Source organism: Pseudomonas peli (assembly GCF_050563605.1).
Taxonomy (GTDB): domain Bacteria; phylum Pseudomonadota; class Gammaproteobacteria; order Pseudomonadales; family Pseudomonadaceae; genus Aquipseudomonas; species Aquipseudomonas peli_A.
Map to the genome: position 1 here is coordinate 51,297 of NZ_JBNXUH010000005.1, position 22,104 is coordinate 73,400.

Below are 22,104 nucleotides of genomic sequence, written 5' to 3' on the forward strand. Positions count from 1 at the left end.
GTTGCCAGCAAAGGTGCCACGGGCTTAGAGTCAGGAAAACACGACTATTCTTATCTTTAGTTAACCATCTACTAAACAATGAGTCACAACCAATGAGCACCCGCCGCCCCGATCCGCTGGCCCAGGTCAGTGATTTTGATATTCGCCTGCTCAAGCTGTTTCGCAGCGTGGTGGAATGCGGCGGCTTTTCCGCTGCGGAAAGCGCCCTGGGCATCGGCCGCTCGGCGATCAGCCAGCAGATGAGCGACCTCGAACAGCGCCTCGGCCTGCGCCTGTGCCAACGCGGCCGCGCCGGCTTTGCCCTGACCGAGGAAGGCCGCGAGGTATTCCAGAGCACCCAGCAGTTGCTGGCGGCGCTGGAGAGCTTTCGCACCGAGGTCAACGGCCTGCACCAGCACCTGCGCGGCGAGCTGAATATCGGCCTGACCGACAACCTGGTAACGGTGCCGCATATGCGCATCACCAACGCCCTGGCGCGCCTGAAAGAACGCGGCCCGGACGTGCATATCCATATCCGCATGACCCCACCGAGTGAAGTTGAGCAGGGCGTACTCGATGGTCGTCTGCATATCGGCGTGGTGCCGCAGGCCGGTGCGCTGTCCGGGCTGGAATACCAGGCGCTGTACGACGAGCGTTCGCTGCTCTACTGCGCAGTCGGCCACCCGCTGTTCTATGTCGATGATCAGCAGCTGGAGGATGAACGGCTGAACGCCCAGGAAGCCATAGCGCCGACCTTCCGCCTGCCGCCCGAGGTGCAGAGCCACTACCAGGCGCTCAATTGCACCGCCAGCGCCTCGGACCGAGAAGGCATGGCCTTTCTCATCCTCACCGGACGCTATATCGGCTACCTGCCCGACCACTACGCCCAGGCCTGGGTGCAACAGGGCCGGCTGCGCGTGCTCAAGCCGGCCAGCCGCTTCTACGACATCAGCCTGGCCTCTGTCACCCGCAAAGGCCGCCGCCCGCATCTGGTGCTGGAGAGTTTTCTCGAAGCGTTGGCCGAGGCATAGCGACACACCAAGTAACAACTGGCGACGTAACCTTGGGCGGAGCCGGGACTCACAGGTCTATGCTCGGTCGGAGCCACGCCTGGCGCGGCTTAGAACCTGTTCACGATCTCGCGAGCTAGAGCCATGCAAGGTGCTACGTTAGTAACAGCCTTCGGCTGGTCAAAGCGGCGAGGAAGCGCAGTGTACGAGCTGTACATGAGCATTCCGAGACGCCGCGTCCCGGCCTGTTTTTAACGCAGCAGAGCCGACGCGCAGCAGATCGTGAACAGGTTCTTAGATCCCTTTACCTGTGCAGTGTTACCACGGAGGACCCTATGCCTAGCCGTCGTCACTTCATCCAGGGCAGCGCCAGCCTGCTCGCTCTCGCCGCCACGCCGTGGCTGCCTTCCCTGGCTTACGCCGACCCCAGCCAACTGCTGAAACGCCCCATCCCGAGCAGCGGTGAGTTGCTGCCGGTGATCGGCCTGGGCACCTCGCGCACCTTCGATGTCAGCCTTACCAATGACAGCCTGAAACCGCTGGATTCAGTGATGCGCACCTTTATCAATGGCGGCGCCAGGCTGATCGACACCGCGCCCAGTTACGGCGCCTCCGAGGCGGTGACCGGCGAGCTGCTGAAACGCACCAAAACCCAGGGCAAGGCCTTCCTCGCCACCAAGATTTCCGCCACCGGCCGCGAGCGCGGCATGGCGCAGGTCGAGGCCAGCCTGCAGGCGCTGCAAACCGACAAACTCGACCTGGTACAGGTGCATAACCTGCAGGACACCCGCACCCAACTGGCCTTGCTGCGCGAGCTGAAAGCCGAGGGCAAGGTGCGCTATATCGGCATCACCCATTACATCGAGTCGGCGCATGACGATCTGCTGGAGGTACTGGGCAAAGAATCGGTGGATTTCGTCCAGCTCAACTACTCGGTGGGCGAGCGCAATGCCGAAAAACGCCTGCTGCCCTACTGCGCCGACCACGGCATCGCCACGCTGATCAACCGACCGTTCCAGCGCGCGCAGCTGCTAAGCCGGGTCAAGGGCAAATCCCTGCCCAGCTGGGCGATAGAGACCGACGCCACGTCCTGGGCGCAGCTGCTGCTCAAATTTATCCTCGCCAACCCGGCGGTGACGGTGGTGATCCCAGCCACCTCTAACCCGCGCTATATGGCCGACAACCTCAAGGCCGGCATCGGTCGCCTGCCTGATGCGGCGCTGCGCGAGAAGATTGTTCAGGCGTTTAGCTGATATGCGCGGGCTGGCCTTAGAGACCAGGCGATGAGCCCGGCGCAACGCCTGGCCCAGGCGATCAATGCACGGCCGGCCGAGCTGCTGGCGGTACTGTGCGGGTTTGGCCTGTTCTTCTGCCTGTTCAGCGGCTATTTCATGCTGCGGCCGATTCGCGAGGCCATGGGCATTCGCGGCGGCGTGGAAAACCTGCAATGGCTATTCACCGCGACCTTTCTGCTGATGCTCGCCGCCGTGCCGCTGTTCGCCTGGCTTAACTCGACGGTGGCACGGGCACGCTATATCGATTGGGTGTACGGCTTTTTTATCCTCAACCTGCTGGCCTTCGCCGCGCTGTTTCAGCGCAGCGGTGACGACATCTGGGTGGCGCGGGTGTTTTACGTGTGGATCTCGGTCTACAACCTGTTCGTCGTCTCGGTGGCCTGGAGCCTGATGGCCGATGTGTTCGACAGCGCCCAAGCCAGGCGTCTGTTCGCCTTTATCGCCGCCGGGGCCAGCTGCGGTGGCTTGGCCGGTCCGGCGCTCGGCGCGCTGCTGATTGAGCGCCTCGGGCAGAGCGGGCTGATCCTGCTGGCGGCAGTGCTGCTGGGCATGGCGATTCTGGCCAAACAGCAGTTGATGGCCTGGCGCGCCATCGGCGGGGCCGGTCGGCCCGGCGCACCGCCCAGCGAAAGCCCACGCCAGCCTGTGCTGGGCAACCCGTTCAGTGGTCTTACTCGCGTACTCGCCTCGCCCTATCTGTTGGGCATCAGCGCCTTCGTGATCCTGCTGGCCACCGCCAGCACCTTTCTCTACTTCGAGCAGGCGCGCCTGGTGGCTGAGACCTTTACCGAGCGCAATGAACAGATCCGCGTATTCGGCCTGATCGACTTCAGCGTGCAGGCGCTCTCCCTGCTCGCGCAGCTGTTTATCACCGGGCGCATCGCCCAACGCTTCGGCATCCGCGCCCTGCTCGCCGGAGTGCCGCTGCTGGTCTGTCTGGGCTTTATCGGCCTGGCCCTGGCGCCGACCTTCGCCATGCTCGCGGCCTTGATGATTGTGCGCCGGGTTGGCGAATACGCCTTCGTGCGCCCCGGCCGGGAAATGCTCTTCGCCCCGCTGGACGCCGAGAGTAAATACAAGGCCAAGAACTTTATCGACACCGTGGTCTACCGCGCCGGCGACGCCGTCAGCGCCTGGGCCAAGGCCCTGCTCGACATGCTCGCCAACGGCGTACTGATCGCCGCTGTAGCCGGCGCCATTTGCGCAGCCGCCTGGGGCGCGCTCGGCTGGTACTTGGGTGGGCGCAGGGAGCAAAGCGGCCGGCCCGCTGACGGGCGCATCGAGCCATAGCCCGCCAGCCCCAAAACCGCCGCAACACGCCACTTACATGCACAACCCTGGTGCAAAAGCAGGGTTGCAGCGTATCTAGGTCGGTTTTTCTGCCCCTTGCGCTTGTCACCTAAGCGGCACTGGGTTATCAGTGCATTCGTCCGAAAACCTGACCACTGCGGAACCGCCCATGACTGTTGAAGTACTTGCGCACCGAGCCGATCCGAACAACAAACCTGCCGGCCGGATTCGGCAGAAAAACGAAGAAGCGATCATCAAGGCCGCCGAGGAAGAGTTCGCCCGTCACGGCTTCAAAGGCACCAGCATGAACACCATCGCGCAGAACGTTGGGCTGCCGAAAGCCAACCTGCATTACTACTTCAGCAACAAGCTGGGGCTGTATCAGGCGGTGCTGGTGAACATCCTCGAACTGTGGGACAGCACCTTCAACAACCTGACCGTGGACGACGACCCGGCCACCGCGCTGGCCGGTTATATCCGCGCCAAGATGGAGTTCTCCCGGCGCCATCCGAAAGCGTCGCGCATCTATGCGATGGAAGTGATTAGCGGCGGCGAAACCCTGTCGCAGATGCTCAATCAGGATTACCAGGCCTGGTTCCGTGGCCGCGCTGCAGTGTTCGCCGCCTGGAGCGCTGCCGGCAAGATGGACCCGGTGGACCCGGTGCACCTGATCTTCCTGCTGTGGGGCAGCACCCAGCACTACGCCGACTTTTCCTCGCAGATCTGCCGCGTCACCGGCACCTCGCGCCTGACCAAGCAGGACTATGAAGTGGCCGGCGACAACCTGATCCGCATCATCCTCAAGGGCTGCGGCCTGACGCCGCCCGTCAAAGACGCCTGATGCCCTTTACCCTGCTCGGCCCTTGCGAGTACCGCGAGGAGATTCGCAAAAGCCGCTTTATCGCCCTCGCCGCGCCGGTTGCCAGCGCAGCCGAGGCGCAGGCGTTTATCGCCGCGCACAACGATGCCAGCGCCAGTCATAACTGCTGGGCCTGGAAGGTGGGCCAGCAATACCGCTTCAGCGACGACGGCGAACCCGGCGGCACCGCTGGCCGGCCGATCCTTGCAGCCATCGAGAGCCAGGAGATGGATCAAGTGGCGGTACTGGTGATCCGCTTCTACGGCGGCATCCAGCTCGGCACCGGCGGCCTGGCTCGCGCCTACGGCGGCAGCGCCAATAAATGCCTACAGGCCGCCCCACGTCGGGAGTTGATCACCCGCGAGGAGTACCGCTGCCATTGCCTGTTCGCCGAACTGCCGCTACTCAAAGCGCGCCTGACGGAACTCGACTGCCTGCTGGAGCGCGAAGACTACGACGCCACGGGAGCCGAGCTGCAGCTGGCCATCCCCGCACCACGGGTCGCCGAGCTGCAGCGGCTGCTGGCGGATATCAGCCGTGGGCGGATTGAGTTGCGGCCGTAGTAGTTGCACTACGCTTCTGCATTGTGGCTGTGAGCCTGCAGCCAACTTCACGAATTATCGCGGGCAAGCCCGCTCCCACAGGGGGAGCGGCGTGACCGTGATGGCGAGGCGCTGCACGCTTTTGTAGGAGCGGGCTTGCCCGCGATCAATATCGAATACACCACAAGAGGCAATGGAATGCCTGTAAAACCCCATGGCCATAGCCTACGGCGTGGCCGCTATTCAGAATCCGAACGCATTTACCTGCTAACCAGCACCCTGTTGCAACGCCGTACGCTATTCAGCGATTTCAGACTGGCCCGCTTGCTGATCAGAGAGTTGCGCGTAGCCCATGAGCAACAACAAGTTGCGTCTCTGGCCTGGGTAGTAATGCCCGATCACCTGCATTGGCTTGTACAACTGCAAGCAGGCTCTCTGGATGAACTGATGCGCCGTATCAAAAGCAAAAGCGCACGGCAGATCAATCAGCTCCTCGGCACACAGGACCAAATTTGGCAGCCGGGTTATCACGACCGCGCGCTGCGCCAAGATGAGGACCTGCAATCGGCGGCTCGTTATATCGTCGCCAACCCACTGCGAGCCGGCCTGGTAAAGCGCATTGGCGATTACCCGTTATGGGATGCGGTGTGGCTTTGAGCCTGCGTCGACCTCAGGATTTATCGCGGGCAAGCCCGCTCCTACAAGGGATAGAGACGTTACGAAGAATCGCAGGCTCGGCTGCGAGCCTCTGTAGGAGCGGGCTTGCCCGCGATGCGCCAAAACGCACCGACCATCAAGACCATGCACCACGCTGGAGCCTCCGCCAGGCAGGCGGTTGTGATGGACCTTACGCTGACGCTACACAGCGGCTTTTCTGACTCACTGGCCAGCTTTTTGCTTTAGCCAGACCAGTTGTCATTCCTGAGCCACTGCCCATGTCCAGTTCTCCCTCTGTTCCACGCTTGCAGCTGAGCAGTATCAGCAAGCGCTACCCCGGCTGCCTGGCCAACGACCGTATCGACCTGAGCATCGCCTCTGGGGAAATCCATGCGTTGCTCGGTGAGAACGGTGCAGGTAAGAGCACCCTGATGAAGATCATCTACGGCGTTACCCAACCCGACAGCGGCGAGATTCGCTGGCAGGGTGAGCCGTTGAAGATGCGCGACCCGGCCATGGCGCGCAGCCTTGGCGTAGGCATGGTGTTCCAGCATTTCTCGCTGTTCGAAACCCTAACCGTGGCGGAGAACATTGCCCTGGCCATGGGCGCGGCGGCCGGCACACCGAAGCAGCTGGAGCCGAAGATCCGCGAAGTCTCGCAGCGTTACGGCATGGCCCTGGAGCCGGGCCGCCTGGTGCACAGCCTGTCCATCGGCGAGCGCCAGCGGGTGGAGATCGTCCGTTGCCTGATGCAGGACATCAAACTGCTGATCCTCGACGAGCCGACTTCGGTGCTCACCCCGCAAGAGGCCGACGAGCTGTTCGTCACCCTGCGCCGTTTGGCGGCCGAGGGCTGCAGCATTCTGTTTATCAGCCACAAGCTCGGCGAAGTGCGCGCCCTGTGCCAGAGCGCCACGGTGCTGCGAGGCGGCAAGGTATCGGGCCATTGCGTACCGGCCGAATGCAGCGACCTGCAGCTGGCGCGGCTGATGGTTGGCGATGCCGAAGGCCTGGAAAGCAGTTACCCCAAAGCCAGTGGCGGTCTGCCGCGCCTACGCGTGGACGACCTCAGCTGGGACAACGCCGACCCGTTCGGCTGCATCCTCAGCCAGATCCGCTTGGAGGTGCGCAGCGGCGAGATCGTTGGAGTTGCCGGGGTCGCCGGCAATGGTCAGGACGAGCTGCTAGCCCTGCTCAGCGGCGAAACCCGCCTGCCACACAACGAGCGCGAACGCATCAGCCTGGATAGCCAGCCGATTGCCGACCTGTACCCGGATGCGCGGCGCAAGCTGGGCCTGGCCTTTGTCCCGGCCGAGCGCCTGGGCCACGGCGCGGTGCCCGATATGAGCCTGGCCGACAACGCCCTGCTCACGGCCTTCCAGCAGGGCTTGCTAAGCAAGGGCCTGATTCAGCGCGGCAAGGTGCGCGCCCTGGCCGATGAGATCATCCAGCGTTTTGCGGTAAAAACGCCGAATGCCGATACGCCCGCGCGCAGCCTGTCCGGCGGCAACCTGCAGAAATTTATCCTCGGCCGCGAAATCCTGCAGAACCCAAAACTGCTGGTGGCCGCGCACCCGACTTGGGGCGTGGATGTGGGCGCGGCGGCGGCGATTCATCGCGCGCTGATTGCCCTGCGCGATGCCGGCGCGGCGATTCTGGTGATTTCCGAAGACCTCGACGAGCTGTTCCAGATCAGCGACCGCATCGGCGCGCTGTGCAGCGGCAAGCTCTCGCCCCTGGCCGCCACGGCAGAAACCGAAGCCGTTGAAGTCGGCCGCTGGATGGCTGGCGAGTTCGCCCCGTTGCCCCCTATCACAAGCACGCCCGCAGCCGCTGCTGCCGGCCTGAGCTGACGGAGTTTTCCATGTTGTTATCCCTCGAACCGCGCGGCCAACAATCGCGCGCCATGCTCTGGTTATCGCCACTGCTCGCCGCCGTGCTGACCCTGTGCAGCGGCGCGCTGCTGTTCGCCCTGCTCGGCCACGACCCGCTGGACACCCTGCACACCCTGCTGATCGCACCGCTGGCCGACTGGTATGGAGTCTCCGAACTGCTGGTCAAGGCGCTGCCGATTCTGCTCTGCGCCCTCGGCCTGGCGGTGGCCTACCAGGCGCGCATCTGGAATATCGGCGCAGAAGGTCAGCTGCTGCTCGGCGCGCTGGCCGGCAGCGCCATGGCGATCCAGATTATCGACTGGGACAGCCGCTGGGCGCTGGTCTGGGTGGTACTCGCCGGCACGGCGGCCGGCGCAGCCTGGGGCGGCCTCACCGCCTGGTTGCGCACGCAGTTCAATGCCAACGAAATCCTCACCAGCATCATGCTCAACTACATCGCGCTGAACCTGCTGCTGTTCTTCGTACACGGCCCGTTGAAAGACCCGGCCGGTTTCAACTTCCCTGAGTCGGCGATGTTCGGTGATGCCAGCCGCCTGCCGCTGGTGAGTGAAGACGGTCGCCTGCATGCCGGCCTGTACTTCGCCCTGCTGGCCCTGGTGGCAGTGTGGGTGTTGCTGCACAAGAGCTTTCTCGGTTTTCAGATCAAGGTGCTCGGCCTCGATCGCCGCGCCGCCGGCTTTGTCGGTTTTCGCGAGAAGCGCCTGGTGTGGTTTGCCCTGCTGGTCAGCGGCGGCCTGGCCGGGCTGGCGGGTGTCGGTGAAGTGGCCGGGCCGATTGGCCAACTGGTGCCGCAGGTATCGCCGGGCTACGGCTACGCGGCGATCACCGTGGCCTTTCTCGGCCGCCTAAATCCGCTCGGCATTCTCTTCGCCAGCCTGTTAATGGCCCTGCTGTACCTGGGCGGCGAGAACGCGCAGATGACCATGAACCTGCCCCAGGCGATCACCCAACTGTTCCAGGGAATGATGCTGTTTTTCCTGCTCGCCTGCGACGTGCTGATTCTTTATCGGCCGAAGCTGAAGTGGAAATGGGCGCAGCGCACAACCAACGCCGAAGCAATGGCCTGACAACGTATCTGTAGGAATTCCCGATGGACCTCGACCTGTTAAGCAATATCTTCTACGCCATGGTGCGTACCGGTACGCCGCTGCTGCTGGTGGCTTTGGGTGAACTGATCTGCGAGAAGAGCGGCGTACTCAACCTCGGCCAGGAAGGCATGATGCTGTTCGGCGCGGTGATCGGTTTTATCGTCGCCCTGAGTACCGGCAACCTGTGGCTCGGAGTGCTGCTGGCGATGAGCGCTGGCATGCTGCTGTCGATGCTGTTCGCCGCCGTGGCGCTGGGCTTTAACGCCAATCAGGTGGCCACCGGGCTGGCGCTGACCATCTTCGGTGTCGGCCTCTCCACCTTTGTCGGTGCGGCCTGGGTTGGCAAACCGCTGGCTGGTTTCGAGCCCATCGCGATTCCGCTGCTCAGTGAGATTCCGCTGATCGGGCGCATGCTGTTTGCCCAGGACATTCTGGTTTACCTGTCCTTCGCCCTGTTCGCCCTGGTGGCCTGGGTGCTGCTAAAAAGCCGCATCGGCCTGATCATCCAGGCAGTCGGTGAAAACCCTGACGCGGCCAGCGCCATGGGTCTGCCAGTGCTGCGCGTGCGCACCCTGGCGGTGCTGTTTGGTGGCGCCATGGCCGGGTTGGCGGGCGGCTACCTGTCGCTGGCCTATACGCCGATGTGGGCAGAAAACATGACTGCCGGACGCGGCTGGATCGCCCTGGCGCTGGTGGTGTTTGCCAGCTGGCGGGTATTCCGCGTGCTGCTCGGCGCCTACCTGTTCGGCCTGGCCAGCATCATCCACCTGGTGGCGCAGGGTATCGGCCTGTCGATCCCGTCCAACCTGCTGGCGATGCTGCCCTACGTAGCGACCATTCTGGTGCTGGTATTGCTCTCGCGCGATGCGATCAAGACCCGCCTGTTTGCCCCGGTATCCCTGGGCAAGCCTTGGCAGCCAGGCCACTGAGTTTTTACTTCTTCGCGGCTAAAGCCCTCCCACAGATCAGCGCCGAACTGTGGGAGGAGCTTCAGCCGCAACACCCCAGCAGCACCATCGCACCATCGCTCCTACGCACCAGCAGGCAGCATCCTCTGCCTCACACGCACCAGCACAGCACCAGCGAAGAACCCCGCCACGGCGGGGTTCTGTGTTTTAGCGCGGCGCGCAGCACTAATTGTCCAGTTGGTCAGCTTTTTGCAATTCAACCGGCAGCTGTTTAACAACAACGTACCCACACACATCGGAGTTCCACCGACCATGTTCGAGAAGAGCACAAAACCTCTGCTGCGCACCCTCGTTGCCGCCCTTGGCTTTAGCGCCACATTGGGCGCTTCCGCCGCCGATCCGTTGAAGGTCGGCTTTGTCTATATCGGCCCGATTGGCGACCACGGCTGGACCTACCAGCATGAGCAAGGCCGTCAGGCGGTGATCAAGCAACTCGGCGACAAGGTTGAGACCAGCTATGTGGAAAACGTGCCGGAAGGCGCGGATGCCGAGCGGGTGATTCGCAACATGGCCAAGGGTGGTTATGACCTGATCTTCACCACCTCCTTCGGCTATATGAACCCGACGCTGAAAGTGGCCAAGCAGTTCCCCAAGCTGACCTTCGAGCACGCCACCGGCTACAAACAGGACAAGAACCTCGGCACCTACCTGTCGCGCTCCTATGAAGGTCGTTATGTCGGCGGCTTCCTCGCGGCGAAGATGACCAAGACCAAGAAGATCGGCTACGTCGCCTCCTTCCCGATCCCGGAAGTGATCCGCGACATCAACGCCATCCAGCTGGCCTTGGACAAGTACAACCCCGGCACCGAGATCAAGGTGGTGTGGGTCAACTCCTGGTTCGATCCGGGCAAGGAATCCGATGCTGCCAACGCGCTGATCGACCAGGGTGTCGACGTGGTGTTCCAGCACACCGACAGCCCGGCGCCGATCCAGACCGCCGAGCGTCGCGGCGTCTATTCCGTGGGCTACGCCTCGGACATGGCGCACTTCGGGCCTAAGGCCGTGCTCACCTCGATCGTCAACGACTGGGGCCCGCACTACGTCAAATCCACTCAGGCAGTGATCGACGGCAACTGGGCGCCGCAGGATTTCTGGGGTGGTCTGGCGGAAGACACCATCAAGCTGCCGATCAGCGACCTGGTGCCGGCTGAAGTAAAAACCGAAGCCGAGCAGATCATCGCCGACATCAAGAGCGGCGCCTTCCACCCGTTCACCGGCCCGATCAAGGACCAGAGCGGCGTCGAGAAAATCCCGGCCGGCGTCGCCGCGACCAACGCCGAACTGGCCTCAATGAACTACTACGTGCAGAACGTAAAGGCTGAACTGCCGAAGTAACCTCCCCCCCTATGCCGTCCCTGCCTTCTGGCAGAACCGCATCAAAAGGCGCCCCATAACTAGAGGCGCCCTTTTTCGCTGCTTGGAGCCTGTCGGGCTCAACCGTTCGTCGCGAGGGAAAGCCCGGTTTGAGACAGTTTTGCGGCTTTACCGAGGCGAATAGCGCGCTATTTAACGAGGGAAAGCCACAAAAATGGCCAAGTCCGGATTTTCCGCAGCAGAACAGTGTTGAGTTCGACAGGCTCCTTAGTACGAGAAGACTCGCAGCACCGCCCCACCCGGAGCCTCTATGGACACCCTACCGATTATCGATATTGCCCCGCTCTACAGTGACGACCAAACCGCCTGGCCCGCCGTGGCTGAGCAGATCGACCGCGCCTGCCGCGAATGGGGCTTTTTCTATATCACCGGCCACCCGATCAGCCCGGCGCGTATCGCCGAACTGCTCAGCGCGGCCAAGACCTTCTTCGCCCTGCCGGCTGTAGAAAAGCTCAAGATCGATATCACCCAAACCGCCCATCACCGGGGTTACGGCGCGATTGCCACCGAGCAACTGGACCCGAGTAAACCGAGCGACCTCAAGGAAACCTTCGACATGGGTTTCCATATGGACCTGAACCATCCGGAGGTATTAGCCGGCAAACCGCTACGCGGCGCCAATCAGCATCCCGACCTGCCCGGTTGGGCGACACTGATGGAACAGCACTACGCCGATATGCAGGCGCTGGCGCAAACCCTGCTGCGCGCCATGACACTGGCCCTGGATATCGACCGCGATTTTTTCGATACACGCTTCCATGAACCGATTAGCGTGCTGCGGATGATCCACTACCCGCCACGCCACACCGCCAGCAGTGCCGAGCAGCAAGGCGCCGGCGCGCACACCGATTACGGCTGCATCACCCTGCTCTACCAGGACGATGCCGGCGGCCTGCAGGTGCGCCACCGCGATGGCCAGTGGATCGACGCGCCGCCGCTTGCCGGCAGCTTTGTGGTGAATATCGGCGACATGCTCGCGCGCTGGAGTAACGACCGCTACACCTCAACGCCGCACCGGGTGATCAGCCCGCTGGGGGTGGATCGCTACTCCATGCCGTTCTTCGCCGAACCGCACCCGGATACCGAGATCAGCTGCCTACCGAACTGCTCGGACGCCGCCCATCCGCCTAAGTATCCGAGCGTGACCAGCGCCGAGTACCTGCTGTCGCGCTTTGCCGATACCTATGCGTATAGGCGTGAAGAACAGGCCGATGCATAACACCGCCAGCGCCCCGGAGGAACGGCCTTGGCCGCCAGAGCGTTGCGCGGCCAAGGCGATTTAGCGCCCGGCCGATTCGGCGAAATCCTGTCCTTACGGTTAAACTTTGTCGCGACCACGCCTGATAACGAGATCTGACCATGTACGACTGGCTCAATGCCCTGCCCAAGGCCGAACTGCACCTGCATCTGGAAGGCTCGCTGGAGCCCGAGCTGCTGTTTGCCCTGGCCGAGCGCAACAAGATCGCCCTGCCCTGGAACGACGTCGAAGCACTGCGCAGCGCTTACGCGTTCAACAACCTGCAGGAATTTCTCGACCTGTATTACGCCGGTGCCGATGTGCTGCGCACCGAGCAGGATTTCTACGACCTGACCTGGGCCTACCTGCTCAAGTGCAAGGCGCAGAACGTCATCCACACCGAGCCGTTCTTCGACCCGCAGACCCACACCGACCGCGGCATTCCCTTTGAAGTGGTGCTGCGCGGCATCAAACAGGCGCTGGTCGATGGCGAGAAACAGCTGGGCATCAGCCACGGCCTGATTCTGAGCTTTCTGCGGCATCTGCCCGAAGAAGAAGCGTTTAAAACCTTTGAGCAAGCCATGCCATTCCGCGATGCGTTTATCGCCGTCGGCCTGGACAGCTCGGAGATGGGCCACCCGCCACGCAAGTTCCAGCGAGTATTCGATAAAGCACGCAGCGAAGGCCTGCTGGCCGTCGCCCACGCCGGCGAGGAAGGCCCGCCCGAATACATCTGGGAAGCGCTGGACCTGCTGAAGATTGAGCGCATCGATCATGGCGTGCGTGCCATCGAAGACGAGCGCCTGATGCAGCGCATTATCGACGAGCAGATCCCGCTGACCGTCTGCCCGCTGTCGAACACCAAGCTTTGCGTGTTCGACGACATGCGCCAGCACAACATCCTGCAGATGCTCGAGCGCGGCGTGAAGGTGACGGTGAACTCAGACGACCCGGCCTACTTCGGCGGCTACGTCACCGAGAACTTCGCCGCCCTGCACGACAGCCTGGGTATGACTCAGGACCAGGCCAAGCGCCTGGCGCAGAACAGCCTGGATGCACGGCTGGTCTAAGGCGGACGATATACCGTAGGAGCGGGGGGACGCCCAGTCCCATGCCTGCGATGTTTCTGGCCTGTATGACCTATCGCGGCCATGGGCCGCTCCTACATAAATCGTGGCGGCCTTAGCTACTGATCAATGCTGGTGTGCCGCGCCTTGCTCCGCCGGCGCATCCTTTTGCACCGCGATCTCTACCTCGACCGCACCGGCTTTTTCGAAGGTCAGGGTCAGCGGGAAGCGCTCACCGTCCTTGGCCTGCTGCTTCAGGTTGAACAGCATGACGTGGTAACCCATAGGCTCGAATTTCACTTCGCCACCGGCGGGAATGGCGACGTTCTGTACCTGCTGCATTTTCATCAGGCCATCGGCGTGAATATGCTCGTGCAGCTCGGCCTTGCCGGCCACTGGGGTGCTGACGCTGAGCAGGCGATCAGCCTCGGCGCCCTTGTTGTGCACCACGAAATAGGCCGCAGCGGTGGGCGCTACGGCCGGCATTTCCCGCGACCAGGGGTGTTCGATATGCAGCTCGCCGGCGCTGTATTCGTGAGCACTGGCGAACAGGCTCGGGCTCAGCAGAGCGGCAATCAGCAGGGTCTTTTTCAACAACATGGTGTTCCTCCGGTTGTGGACTGACTGTCCATGACAAGTGTTGTAACGCGAAGCCTTGGCGCGGGCCAAGCCCGCGCCGGTTATTCCATTCAGCCATTGGCCAGCCGCTGCCCGGCAAGGCGCGACAGCAACAGCCAGTCCAGCGCCCAGATCAGCAGCAAGGACGCCCCCACTAGCGGGAAGGCCGCACCAAGCAGACACATGATGACAATCGCGGTTTTCCAGCGTGGCAGGTCATGCCGCAGTGGCGGTACGCCGAGCTTTCCAGTCGGACGGCGTTGCCACCACATGATCAGGCCGCTGACCGCACTGAGCAGCACCAGCAGGCAGACCGCGAGCATCAGCAACTGGTTGGCCAGGCCGAACAGCTTGCCCTCATGCAGCATGACCCCGGTTTCCACGGTTTTCGCCACCACGCCGTAATCCTTCCAGCGCACATCGGCGAGCACCGCACCGCTGTATTGATCGATATGCAGGGTCGCGTCATTACGCGGGTCAGCGGCGAACAGCGCGATGCTGTACACCCCGGTTTCACCTTTCGGCAGGGTGATGCTGTAACCCGGCTGTACGCCGCGTTCGGCAGCCGTATCGACCACGTACTGCAGCAGGTTGGCCGTGGCCGCAGGCGTCTCGGCAGTGGCATGGCCGTTATGCGCGGCGTGTGGATCGGAAGCCGGCAGCGGCGTGGTTTCCACCGCCCAGGCAACGGTCTGCTGGCTGCTGTTGTTCAGGCTGCCGGTGAGCTTGCCGGACTGCGGCACGTCGTCCCACATCGCGGCCGGGAAGTGGTTCCAGGCGCCGGCGAACTGCGCGCCCCAGAAGCCGGTCCAGGTCATGCCGGTGAGCAGCATAAACAGCAACAGCAGCGAGCCCCAAAAGCCAGTCACAGCATGCAAGTCACGCCACAGCAAACGCCCACGGGCACTCAGCCTTGGCCACAGTACCCCCGCCCCGGAGCGCCCGCGCGGCCACCACAGGTAAAGGCCGGAGACCACCAGTACGATGCCCCAACCGGCGGCCAGCTCGATCAGCCGATCGCCCAGGGTGCCGACCATCAGATCACCATGCAGCTGACGGGCGATGGCCTGCAGGTTGAGCTGCGCATCCTGGCTACCGAGAATCCTGGCGCTGTAAGGGTCAACAAACACATTAAGGCTCTGGCCATCAGCCTCCAACACAAACTGCGCACTGCGCTCGGTGTTCAGCGGCGGCAGGTACTGGCTGATGCTCGCCTCGGGATACGCCTGACGCACCAACGCCAGCTGCTGATCCGCCGAGATCGCCTGCTCGGCAGGCGTGACCTGGAGCAGCTCGGCATACATCAGCTGATCCAGCTGCGGCTTGAACAGGTAGATGATGCCGGTGAGCGACAGCAGGATCAGAAACGGGATGACGAAGAGCCCGGCATAGAAATGCCAGCGCCAGGCCAGGTTGTAGAACGAGATATTCGGCGTAGTCGGCTTCTGCATATTCAGCTCCAGGCGTGGCCACAAAGAGTGATGGATCGGCAGCGGCTCATCGGCGCTGCCCTCGGCGTAACAGGCTCAGCCCCACCAGCGCCAGCAACACATGGGCCAGAGCCACCAACCCCAGGGCCAGGTGTTTGTAACCGTTACCTAAGCCTGCGAGAAACTCCCACTTGTGCAGGTAGGCGAAGGTCCAGCCCTCGGTGCGGTCGGCATCCTGCACGCGGCTGGCCAGGGCGCCGTCCAGCGGGTCGATAAACAGCGCCGTGTTGTAAGCATCGGCATAGCTGGCCTTGAACACCGGCAGGCGTTTGAAGACGAAGCCGTATTCATGGTCGAAGCTGTGCTGCAGCGTGAGCGTCTGCGCCTCACCCAGCCCTAGGGTCTTGGCGTAATGATCGAGGCGCTGCTGCGCATAACGGCGCGGTGTGTCATTGCCCAGTTCACGGCCCTGAGCATCCAGGTAATGCAGACTGGGCATGCTAGAAAACTGCTGCCCCTGAGCACGCCAGATCGGCTTGCCGTCGAGTTCAAGCAGACTGAGCATGTACAGCTCTTCACCGGCCAGCAGCCAGTCGGCTGCCGGTGCGCTGTCCAGCTCGGCCACAGCAAAGCTCGGCACAAAGGGCTCTGGCCATGGCTGCGTGCCCTGCTTGTGCAACAGGTGCCAGGCACCGCTGCTGGCAAAGCTCAGGGTCGCTAAGGCCAGCCCCAGCCCCCACCAGCCATGCAGCCGCCGGTTGAAGGTGCGGGCACGTCTCCGTGCAATAAACAGCGCCACACCGAACAGCGTCGCCGAGACAATCGAGGCCAGCAGCACCAGCATCAGTACCGGCCGCAGCGGCCCGGCTGCATCCAGCCAGCGAAAGCTGTGCAAGGTCTGGAAGAACGCACTGAACCAGGCCTTGCGTTCATCCACCAGGGTGCCGAGGCGGTCGTGGAACAGGTCGACATACAGGCGCAACGAGTCATCGCGCTGGGTATCGACCCGCGCCACCGGCAGCAGGCGGTTGATAAAGGCATATTCACCGGTGAACCGCTCGATGCTGCCGGCGTAGGCCAGCGGCTCGTCGCGGCCCAGGTAATGCCGCGCCAGGCTTTCGGCATGAGCTCCGGCCAGCTCAACGGCCTGACCACTGCGTGCATGCCAGTAACGCGGCTGCAGCTCGCCGGCCAGGCGCGCCTGGTAATAGGGCTCACCGGCCAGCACCAGCAGGCGCAAGCCCTGCACCTGCGCGATACCGGCTGCGCTGAGCACCTGCGCGGGGCTGCGCAGGTTATCCAGCGGCAACGCCTGTTGCGGTGTGGCCATGGTTTGCGGACGCGGCTGCAGGTAGCCCATCAGCGGGTGCAGCATGCCGCTGCCCGCCCAGCTGAACACACCCAGACAGGCCAGCAGCGCCAGGCGCTTGTGCCACGGCATCAGCCGCAGCAGGCGCTGGCGCCAGGTCAGGCGCGGTAGCTCATGTGCTTGCAGGGCCGCCGTCAAAGCTTCCACTCCAGGCCGACATACAGGCTGCGACCGTCACCGGGCATAAACAGCGCGGCATCCTGACCACGGGCATTGGCGACTACGCCGGTGGTGGAGATATAGGTCTTGTCGGAGAGGTTGCGCCCTTCGACGAAGAAACCCAGGCCTTCACGTGGACGATAACCGCCCTTCAGCCCCCAGATCGCATAAGCTTCGGCATACAGCGACTCGGCATGGTCGGCGGCGTAGTGCACCGGCACCCACTCGACGGTTGGGCCGGCATACCAGCCATTGCGCTGCCACAGCGCCTCACCCTTGAGGAACTGGCTCGGCACCCCGGCAATGCGGTTGTTACCGTAAGCCGGGTCGCTGTCGAAGCGGAAGTCATTGAGCAGGTACTGACCACGCAACACCACCTCGCCCAGCTGCCAGGCACCACCGAACTCGATGCCCTGGTGCACGGTGCGGTCGGCGTTGGTGGTGACCACCTGCGTCGGGTTGAGCGGGTTGACGTAGCCCAGCAACTCGTCACGAATTTCGCTGTGGTACAGCGCCAGGTCCAGGTCCAGATTGCCTTGGGTGAAGCGCATACCGGCCTCCAACGTGGTGGCTTTCTGCGCCTCGTTCTCGGTGACGATGGCGCCACCGGTCAGCTCGCTAAAGGTCGGCGGCTCGTAACTCTGGCTGAGGTTAGTGAACAATTGCACGCCGTCAGCCAGATCATGGCGCAGGCCGATACGGCCGATGCGTGCGCTGTAGCTGCGGTTGAATGAAGCATCCTGAAAACCAGTCGGCATGCCGACGAAGTTGAAGCTGCTTTTCAGCTTGTCATCGATATCGCGTTCGCTGTGCAACCAGGTCAGGCCGCCGATCAGCGCCCAGTCCTCGGCCAGCGGCACTTCCAGCTCGGTAAAGGCATTCAGGCTGCGCGCCGTCTGCACCTGGCGATCCACCTGGTTGCCGCGTTTACCGGCGACGTTGACGTAGTTTTCCGCCTGATTGCGGCCCTGCAGCGCCTCCACGCCTGCGTTCCAGCGCCAGCCGTCGCTGTTGTGCCATTTGTGGGTCAGGCGCACGCCGAGATCTTCGCTGTCGACTTCCAGCACTTGGAAGATCGGGTGCCACAGCGATTTCTCACTATAGAAGCTCGACAATTCCAGGCTGTGGCCGCCGTCCAGTTGCAGGGTGGTGATATTGCCGATGCGATTGAGGGTGAAGTCGCGCTTGTTATCGCCGGTCACCGTGCTCAGCGCTGCCTGCTCGGGGTTACGCCGCAGCTGCGCTTTGGTCAGGCTGCCGGGGATTTCCGAATCGGTTTCCACATGGCTGATATAGAAGCGGGTCGACAGGCGCTCGTTGATGCGCCCGCCGAGATTGGCGAAATAGCGCTGATTTTCCTGGCGCGCGTGATCGCGGAAACCGTCCTGGGAATAATCGGAGAAGCTCAGGTAGGCATCCCAGTCGCCAAAGTCTTCGGCGACCGCACCGAAGATGCGCTGGTAGTCGAAACTGCCCGCTTCGGTGCGCAGCTGCACCGTGGGCGCGGTCTTGCCGGTGGGCGTGACGAAGTTGATTGCACCGCCCAGGTTGGCTGCGCCATAGCGCCAGGCGTTGGCGCCACGCATGACCTCGATATGGTCCAGGGCAATCGGCTCGATGCTCTGGAAGTCGCCACTGCCGTCGGCCAGGTTCAGCGGCGCGCCGTCCTGCATCAGCAGAATGCCGCGCTGATGGAAGGTGCGCTGCAGGCCCGAACCACGGATCGACAGGCGCGACTCCTCGGCGCCGGAGCGCGACTGGATATACACGCCAGTGGCCTGGCCCAGGGCATCCTGCGGCGAGCTGGCGCGGCCGGTCTTGTAGGTTTCGCCATCGATCACGCTAGCGCCGCCGGGAATCCGCGCAAACTCGGCGCGCTTTTCGGCAATGCTCGGCGCAGTGGCATCGGGCTGCTGCTGACCAATCACCGTGCTGTCTTCCAGCTTGAGATGTTCGGCATAGGCGGAACTGGCCAGGCTGACACTGACGGCCAGCAGACTGACTACGGATATCTGACGCATAAACTTCCCCAATTTCGGCCTATCGGGTGTCGCCTGAGAACCTGCTTAAAGTCTGCTGCGCGTCGGCCCTGCTGCGTTAAAAACAGGCTCGGGAAGTCGCTTGCGGCTAACGCGCTTTAGCGCGACCCGAAGGGCGAGTGAAGCGAGTAATGCTCATGTACAACTCGTACACTCCGCTTCCTCGCCTGTTTTTGCCTTGCAGGACTCTAGCTCGCGAGACTTTAAACAGGTTCTGACTCAGGTTTAGGGCACCGATAAGCGCGGTTTTTATCTGGTCTCAAGTAATAAGCGCGGCAAGCAAATGCGGCCGCAGCAAAGGCAACTCAAGCCAGAACGGGGGATGCGCGGGGATTGGCCGAAGGCCAGAGATAGCGGACAGGTCGCGGGGTGAAGAAGAAGGTCAGCAGTGGCGCGCGGCTGGGGACCAGCAAGCCCAGCAGGCCGAAGAACGCCGCGAGAATGATCGCGCTGAACGTGGAACTCAGGGAGCAGCCGGAACCGGTGGCGGGATTGGGCGCAACAACGCCGGAGCCATCCAGATCCGCGCCGGCGCCGAAGTTGCCTTCGAAGGAGCAGTACTGGCTGCTCAACCCACTGAGCTGCAGACCAGCCATCTGCCCGTGACCAATACTGCAGGCGAACGCGCTGAACAGAACGCTGAAATACAGCATCCAGGCCAGCAAGCGACGGTCAGTACAGGTCATTTTCATGGGGCGCGACTCTAGCATTGCTCTGGGGCGCATGTGACGCAGCCGCACTGCGATGGATTGCCGCAGCGCGCTGGCGGCAATCTTAGTTCGGCCAGGGCGCATCCGCCAACAACTCTGCGCAGCGTGCTTGGACAAACTCACGCAGCAGCAACACCGGCTTACTCAGTTGCGCACGGTGCGCGCAGATCAGGTTGAGCGGTGTCGGCTCGCCGCGCAGCTCCGGTAGCAGCACCTGGAGCCGTCCGGCGCGCACGTCGCCAGCCACATCCAGCCAGGATTTATACACCAGCCCGGCGCCACTCACTGCCCAGCGCCGCACCACATCGGCGTCGTCACTGACCCGGTCACCCTTGACGCTGATGCCCTGCTCGCGCTTGCCATCGCTGAAGCGCCAGCGGTCATGCACGCGCCCGCCGAGCATATAGAGCAGGCAGTTGTGCCCCGCCAGCGCTTCCACCGATTGCGGCACGCCATGCTTGTGCAGGTACTGCGGCGCAGCACACAGCACGCGCCGATTCAGAGCAGCCACGGGTAAGGCAACCAGGCTGGAATCCTCCGGTGCGCCATAGCGCAGGGCAATATCCACCGGCTCGCGAAACAGATCGGCCACCCGGTCACCCAGCAGCAGGCGCAACTGCACCTGTGGGTGCGTCTGCTGAAATTCATCCAGCCAGGGCAGCAGGGTGTTACGGCCAAAGTCCGAAGGCGCGGACAGCTGCAGCGGCCCGCTGATGCCGACCTTGCTGCCGGCCAATTGCTGCCGGCCGTCATCCAGGCTCTGCAAGGCCAGGCGCGCATGGCCGAGAAACAGCTCGCCCTCCGGCGTCAGCCGCAAGCTGCGGGTGGAGCGGCTAAACAGACGCACCTGCAGTTGCTGCTCCAGGCGTTTAAGCCCGGCACTGGCCACCGCCGGAGAAATATCCAGCCGCCGCGCTGCCGCCGAAAGATTGCCCAGATCGGCGGTAGAGACGAACAACTGCAAATCATCAAAACGCAGCATGGCGATTCATTATCAAAAAAATATTGAAAGAGACTCTAGTAGCTGACGGTTTTTCTCGTCAATCAAATAACCGAGCATGGCCACATCTTGAACCGGAGCCCAGTCATGTCGAGCCCACTCACCCTGATCGCCACTATCACCGCACGCCCCGGCCATGCCGAGGCAGTTGAAGCCGGTCTGCGTCAGCTGGTGCCGCCCAGCCAGGCCGAAGCCGGTTGCCTGCAATACAACCTGCACCGCCATGAGGAGCAGGCCAACCGCTTCATCATGGTTGAGCAATGGCTGGACGCCGCCGCCCTCAGCGCGCACCAGCAAACCGCCCATTTTCTGCACTTCGGCGAAACCTGCGGCAGCCTGCTGGAACAGGTCGATCATCAACTGATGCAACGCATTCTCTAAGGAGCACCTTCATGAAAGCTGTCGCCTATTACCAATCGCTGCCCGCCGACCACGCCGACGCTCTGCAGGATGTCGAACTGCCGGCGCCCACACCTGGGCCGCGCGATCTGCTGGTCGAGGTCAAGGCCATTTCGGTCAACCCGGTGGACACCAAGATCCGCCGCAACATCGCCCCAACAGACGGCGCTGCCAAGGTACTGGGCTGGGATGCCAGCGGTATCGTCAAAGCGGTGGGTAGCGAAGTCAGCCTGTTCCAGCCCGGCGACCGGGTGTATTACGCCGGGGCGATCAACCGCGCCGGGGCCAACAGTGAACTGCATGTGGTGGATGAGCGCATCGTCGGGCATATGCCCAAGAGCCTGCCGTTTGCCGAAGCAGCCGCGCTGCCGCTGACCGCGATTACCGCCTGGGAACTGCTGTTCGAGCGCTTGCAAATCACCCAGGGCAACACTGACCAGGGCCAGAGCCTGCTGATCGTCGGCGCCGCCGGTGGGGTCGGTTCGATCCTGGTGCAGCTGGCACGCCAACTGACCGGCCTGACCGTGATCGGCACCGCCTCCCGCCCCGAGACCCAAGCCTGGGTTCGCCAGCTCGGCGCGCACCATGTGATCGACCATCGCCAGCCGCTGAGTGAAGAGCTGAAACGCATCGGTATCGATCAGGTTACTCACGTCGCCAGCCTGACCCAGACCGATAAGCACTTCGCACAACTGGTCGAAGCCCTCGCCCCACAGGGCCGTCTGGCGCTGATCGACGACCCGGAGCAAGCGCTGGACATCATGCAGCTCAAGCGCAAAAGCCTGTCATTGCACTGGGAGCTGATGTTTACCCGCTCGCTGTTCGAGACCGCCGACATGATCGAACAGCATCGTCTGCTGGATCGGGTTGCTGAACTCGTGGATGCCGGCACATTGCACACCACCCTCGGCGAGCATTTCGGCAGCATCAACGCGGCCAACCTGCGCCGCGCTCATGCCCTGCTGGAGAGCGGCACGGCCAAGGGCAAGATCGTTCTCGAAGGGTTCTAAACGGTCCAAAGCAAACCCGGCTCGCACATCGCGAGCCGGGCAGCTTTTTTACCGCGCGCCCTGCATTCGAACCGGGGCCGACTAGACTCAGTACGTTGCCTCTTTCAGA

At 62.9% G+C, this 22,104-nt stretch carries 20 protein-coding genes; 14 read left to right on the top strand and 6 right to left on the bottom strand.

The window, feature by feature from the left end; all coding sequences use genetic code 11:
• Positions 1 to 92 precede the first annotated feature (92 nt).
• From ACQ4LH_RS07295 to ACQ4LH_RS07350, 12 genes are all read left to right on the top strand, one after another.
• Positions 93 to 1,010, top strand: coding sequence for a LysR family transcriptional regulator (locus tag ACQ4LH_RS07295; RefSeq protein ID WP_430696594.1), 918 nt, complete (start codon positions 93 to 95; stop codon positions 1,008 to 1,010).
• A gap of 314 nt (positions 1,011 to 1,324) precedes the next feature.
• Complete coding sequence (locus tag ACQ4LH_RS07300; RefSeq protein ID WP_430696595.1) at positions 1,325 to 2,242, top strand: aldo/keto reductase; 918 nt, start codon at positions 1,325 to 1,327, stop codon at positions 2,240 to 2,242.
• A gap of 30 nt (positions 2,243 to 2,272) precedes the next feature.
• Entirely contained in the window at positions 2,273 to 3,574 is a 1,302-nt protein-coding gene (locus ACQ4LH_RS07305; RefSeq protein ID WP_430696596.1) for an NTP/NDP exchange transporter, read from the top strand.
• 169 nt (positions 3,575 to 3,743) lie between these two features.
• Positions 3,744 to 4,415 carry a TetR/AcrR family transcriptional regulator gene (locus ACQ4LH_RS07310; protein WP_430696597.1) on the top strand — a complete coding sequence of 224 codons (672 nt, stop codon included), beginning with the start codon at positions 3,744 to 3,746 and terminating at the stop codon, positions 4,413 to 4,415.
• Positions 4,415 to 4,996, top strand: a complete 582-nt coding sequence (locus ACQ4LH_RS07315) for an IMPACT family protein (protein ID WP_430696599.1) — start codon at positions 4,415 to 4,417, stop codon at positions 4,994 to 4,996. Before ACQ4LH_RS07310 ends, ACQ4LH_RS07315 begins: the two co-directional genes overlap by 1 nt.
• Before the next feature lie 177 nt (positions 4,997 to 5,173).
• The gene (locus tag ACQ4LH_RS07320) at positions 5,174 to 5,632 is read left to right on the top strand and encodes an REP-associated tyrosine transposase (protein WP_430696773.1); all 459 of its coding nucleotides are present in this window, start codon (positions 5,174 to 5,176) and stop codon (positions 5,630 to 5,632) included.
• Positions 5,633 to 5,910: 278 nt separating this feature from the next.
• Entirely contained in the window at positions 5,911 to 7,485 is a 1,575-nt protein-coding gene (locus ACQ4LH_RS07325) for an ABC transporter ATP-binding protein (protein ID WP_430696600.1), read from the top strand.
• Positions 7,486 to 7,496: 11 nt separating this feature from the next.
• Positions 7,497 to 8,594 (top strand): ABC transporter permease, encoded by a 1,098-nt coding sequence (locus ACQ4LH_RS07330; protein WP_430696601.1) that lies wholly within the window; start codon positions 7,497 to 7,499, stop codon positions 8,592 to 8,594.
• Between the two features lie 23 nt (positions 8,595 to 8,617).
• Positions 8,618 to 9,544: an ABC transporter permease gene (locus ACQ4LH_RS07335; protein WP_430696602.1), complete on the top strand. Its 927-nt coding sequence runs from the start codon at positions 8,618 to 8,620 to the stop codon at positions 9,542 to 9,544.
• A 291-nt stretch (positions 9,545 to 9,835) separates the two neighbouring features.
• Complete coding sequence (locus ACQ4LH_RS07340; RefSeq protein ID WP_430696603.1) at positions 9,836 to 10,918, top strand: BMP family ABC transporter substrate-binding protein; 1,083 nt, start codon at positions 9,836 to 9,838, stop codon at positions 10,916 to 10,918.
• Positions 10,919 to 11,207: 289 nt separating this feature from the next.
• Positions 11,208 to 12,176, top strand: coding sequence for a 2-oxoglutarate and iron-dependent oxygenase domain-containing protein (locus tag ACQ4LH_RS07345; protein ID WP_430696604.1), 969 nt, complete (start codon positions 11,208 to 11,210; stop codon positions 12,174 to 12,176).
• 140 nt (positions 12,177 to 12,316) lie between these two features.
• Positions 12,317 to 13,264: an adenosine deaminase gene (locus ACQ4LH_RS07350; RefSeq protein WP_430696605.1), complete on the top strand. Its 948-nt coding sequence runs from the start codon at positions 12,317 to 12,319 to the stop codon at positions 13,262 to 13,264.
• 123 nt (positions 13,265 to 13,387) lie between these two features.
• Here the strand turns inward: ACQ4LH_RS07350 and ACQ4LH_RS07355 are convergent, their stop codons facing one another.
• From ACQ4LH_RS07355 to ACQ4LH_RS07380, 6 genes are all read right to left on the bottom strand, one after another.
• Positions 13,388 to 13,861 carry a copper chaperone PCu(A)C gene (locus ACQ4LH_RS07355; RefSeq protein ID WP_430696606.1) on the bottom strand — a complete coding sequence of 158 codons (474 nt, stop codon included), beginning with the start codon at positions 13,859 to 13,861 and terminating at the stop codon, positions 13,388 to 13,390.
• Positions 13,862 to 13,950: 89 nt separating this feature from the next.
• Positions 13,951 to 15,330, bottom strand: coding sequence for a PepSY-associated TM helix domain-containing protein (locus ACQ4LH_RS07360; RefSeq protein ID WP_430696607.1), 1,380 nt, complete (start codon positions 15,328 to 15,330; stop codon positions 13,951 to 13,953).
• Positions 15,331 to 15,376: 46 nt separating this feature from the next.
• On the bottom strand, positions 15,377 to 16,816 hold the full coding sequence (locus ACQ4LH_RS07365; RefSeq protein WP_430696608.1) for a hypothetical protein: 1,440 nt from the start codon (positions 16,814 to 16,816) through the stop codon (positions 15,377 to 15,379).
• Positions 16,813 to 18,858 carry a TonB-dependent receptor family protein gene (locus tag ACQ4LH_RS07370; protein ID WP_430696609.1) on the bottom strand — a complete coding sequence of 682 codons (2,046 nt, stop codon included), beginning with the start codon at positions 18,856 to 18,858 and terminating at the stop codon, positions 16,813 to 16,815. Before ACQ4LH_RS07370 ends, ACQ4LH_RS07365 begins: the two co-directional genes overlap by 4 nt.
• Positions 18,859 to 19,181: 323 nt before the next feature.
• A complete protein-coding gene (locus ACQ4LH_RS07375) occupies positions 19,182 to 19,568 on the bottom strand; it encodes a DUF2946 domain-containing protein (protein ID WP_430696610.1) in 387 nt (128 codons plus the stop codon).
• A gap of 82 nt (positions 19,569 to 19,650) precedes the next feature.
• Positions 19,651 to 20,568, bottom strand: a complete 918-nt coding sequence (locus tag ACQ4LH_RS07380; protein WP_430696611.1) for a LysR family transcriptional regulator — start codon at positions 20,566 to 20,568, stop codon at positions 19,651 to 19,653.
• 105 nt (positions 20,569 to 20,673) lie between these two features.
• On the opposite strand from ACQ4LH_RS07380, the gene ACQ4LH_RS07385 reads away from it, so the two are divergent.
• Both ACQ4LH_RS07385 and ACQ4LH_RS07390 read left to right on the top strand, forming a co-directional pair.
• Positions 20,674 to 20,967 carry a putative quinol monooxygenase gene (locus tag ACQ4LH_RS07385; RefSeq protein WP_430696612.1) on the top strand — a complete coding sequence of 98 codons (294 nt, stop codon included), beginning with the start codon at positions 20,674 to 20,676 and terminating at the stop codon, positions 20,965 to 20,967.
• An 11-nt stretch (positions 20,968 to 20,978) separates the two neighbouring features.
• Entirely contained in the window at positions 20,979 to 21,995 is a 1,017-nt protein-coding gene (locus ACQ4LH_RS07390) for a zinc-binding alcohol dehydrogenase family protein (RefSeq protein WP_430696613.1), read from the top strand.
• Positions 21,996 to 22,104 lie beyond the last annotated feature (109 nt).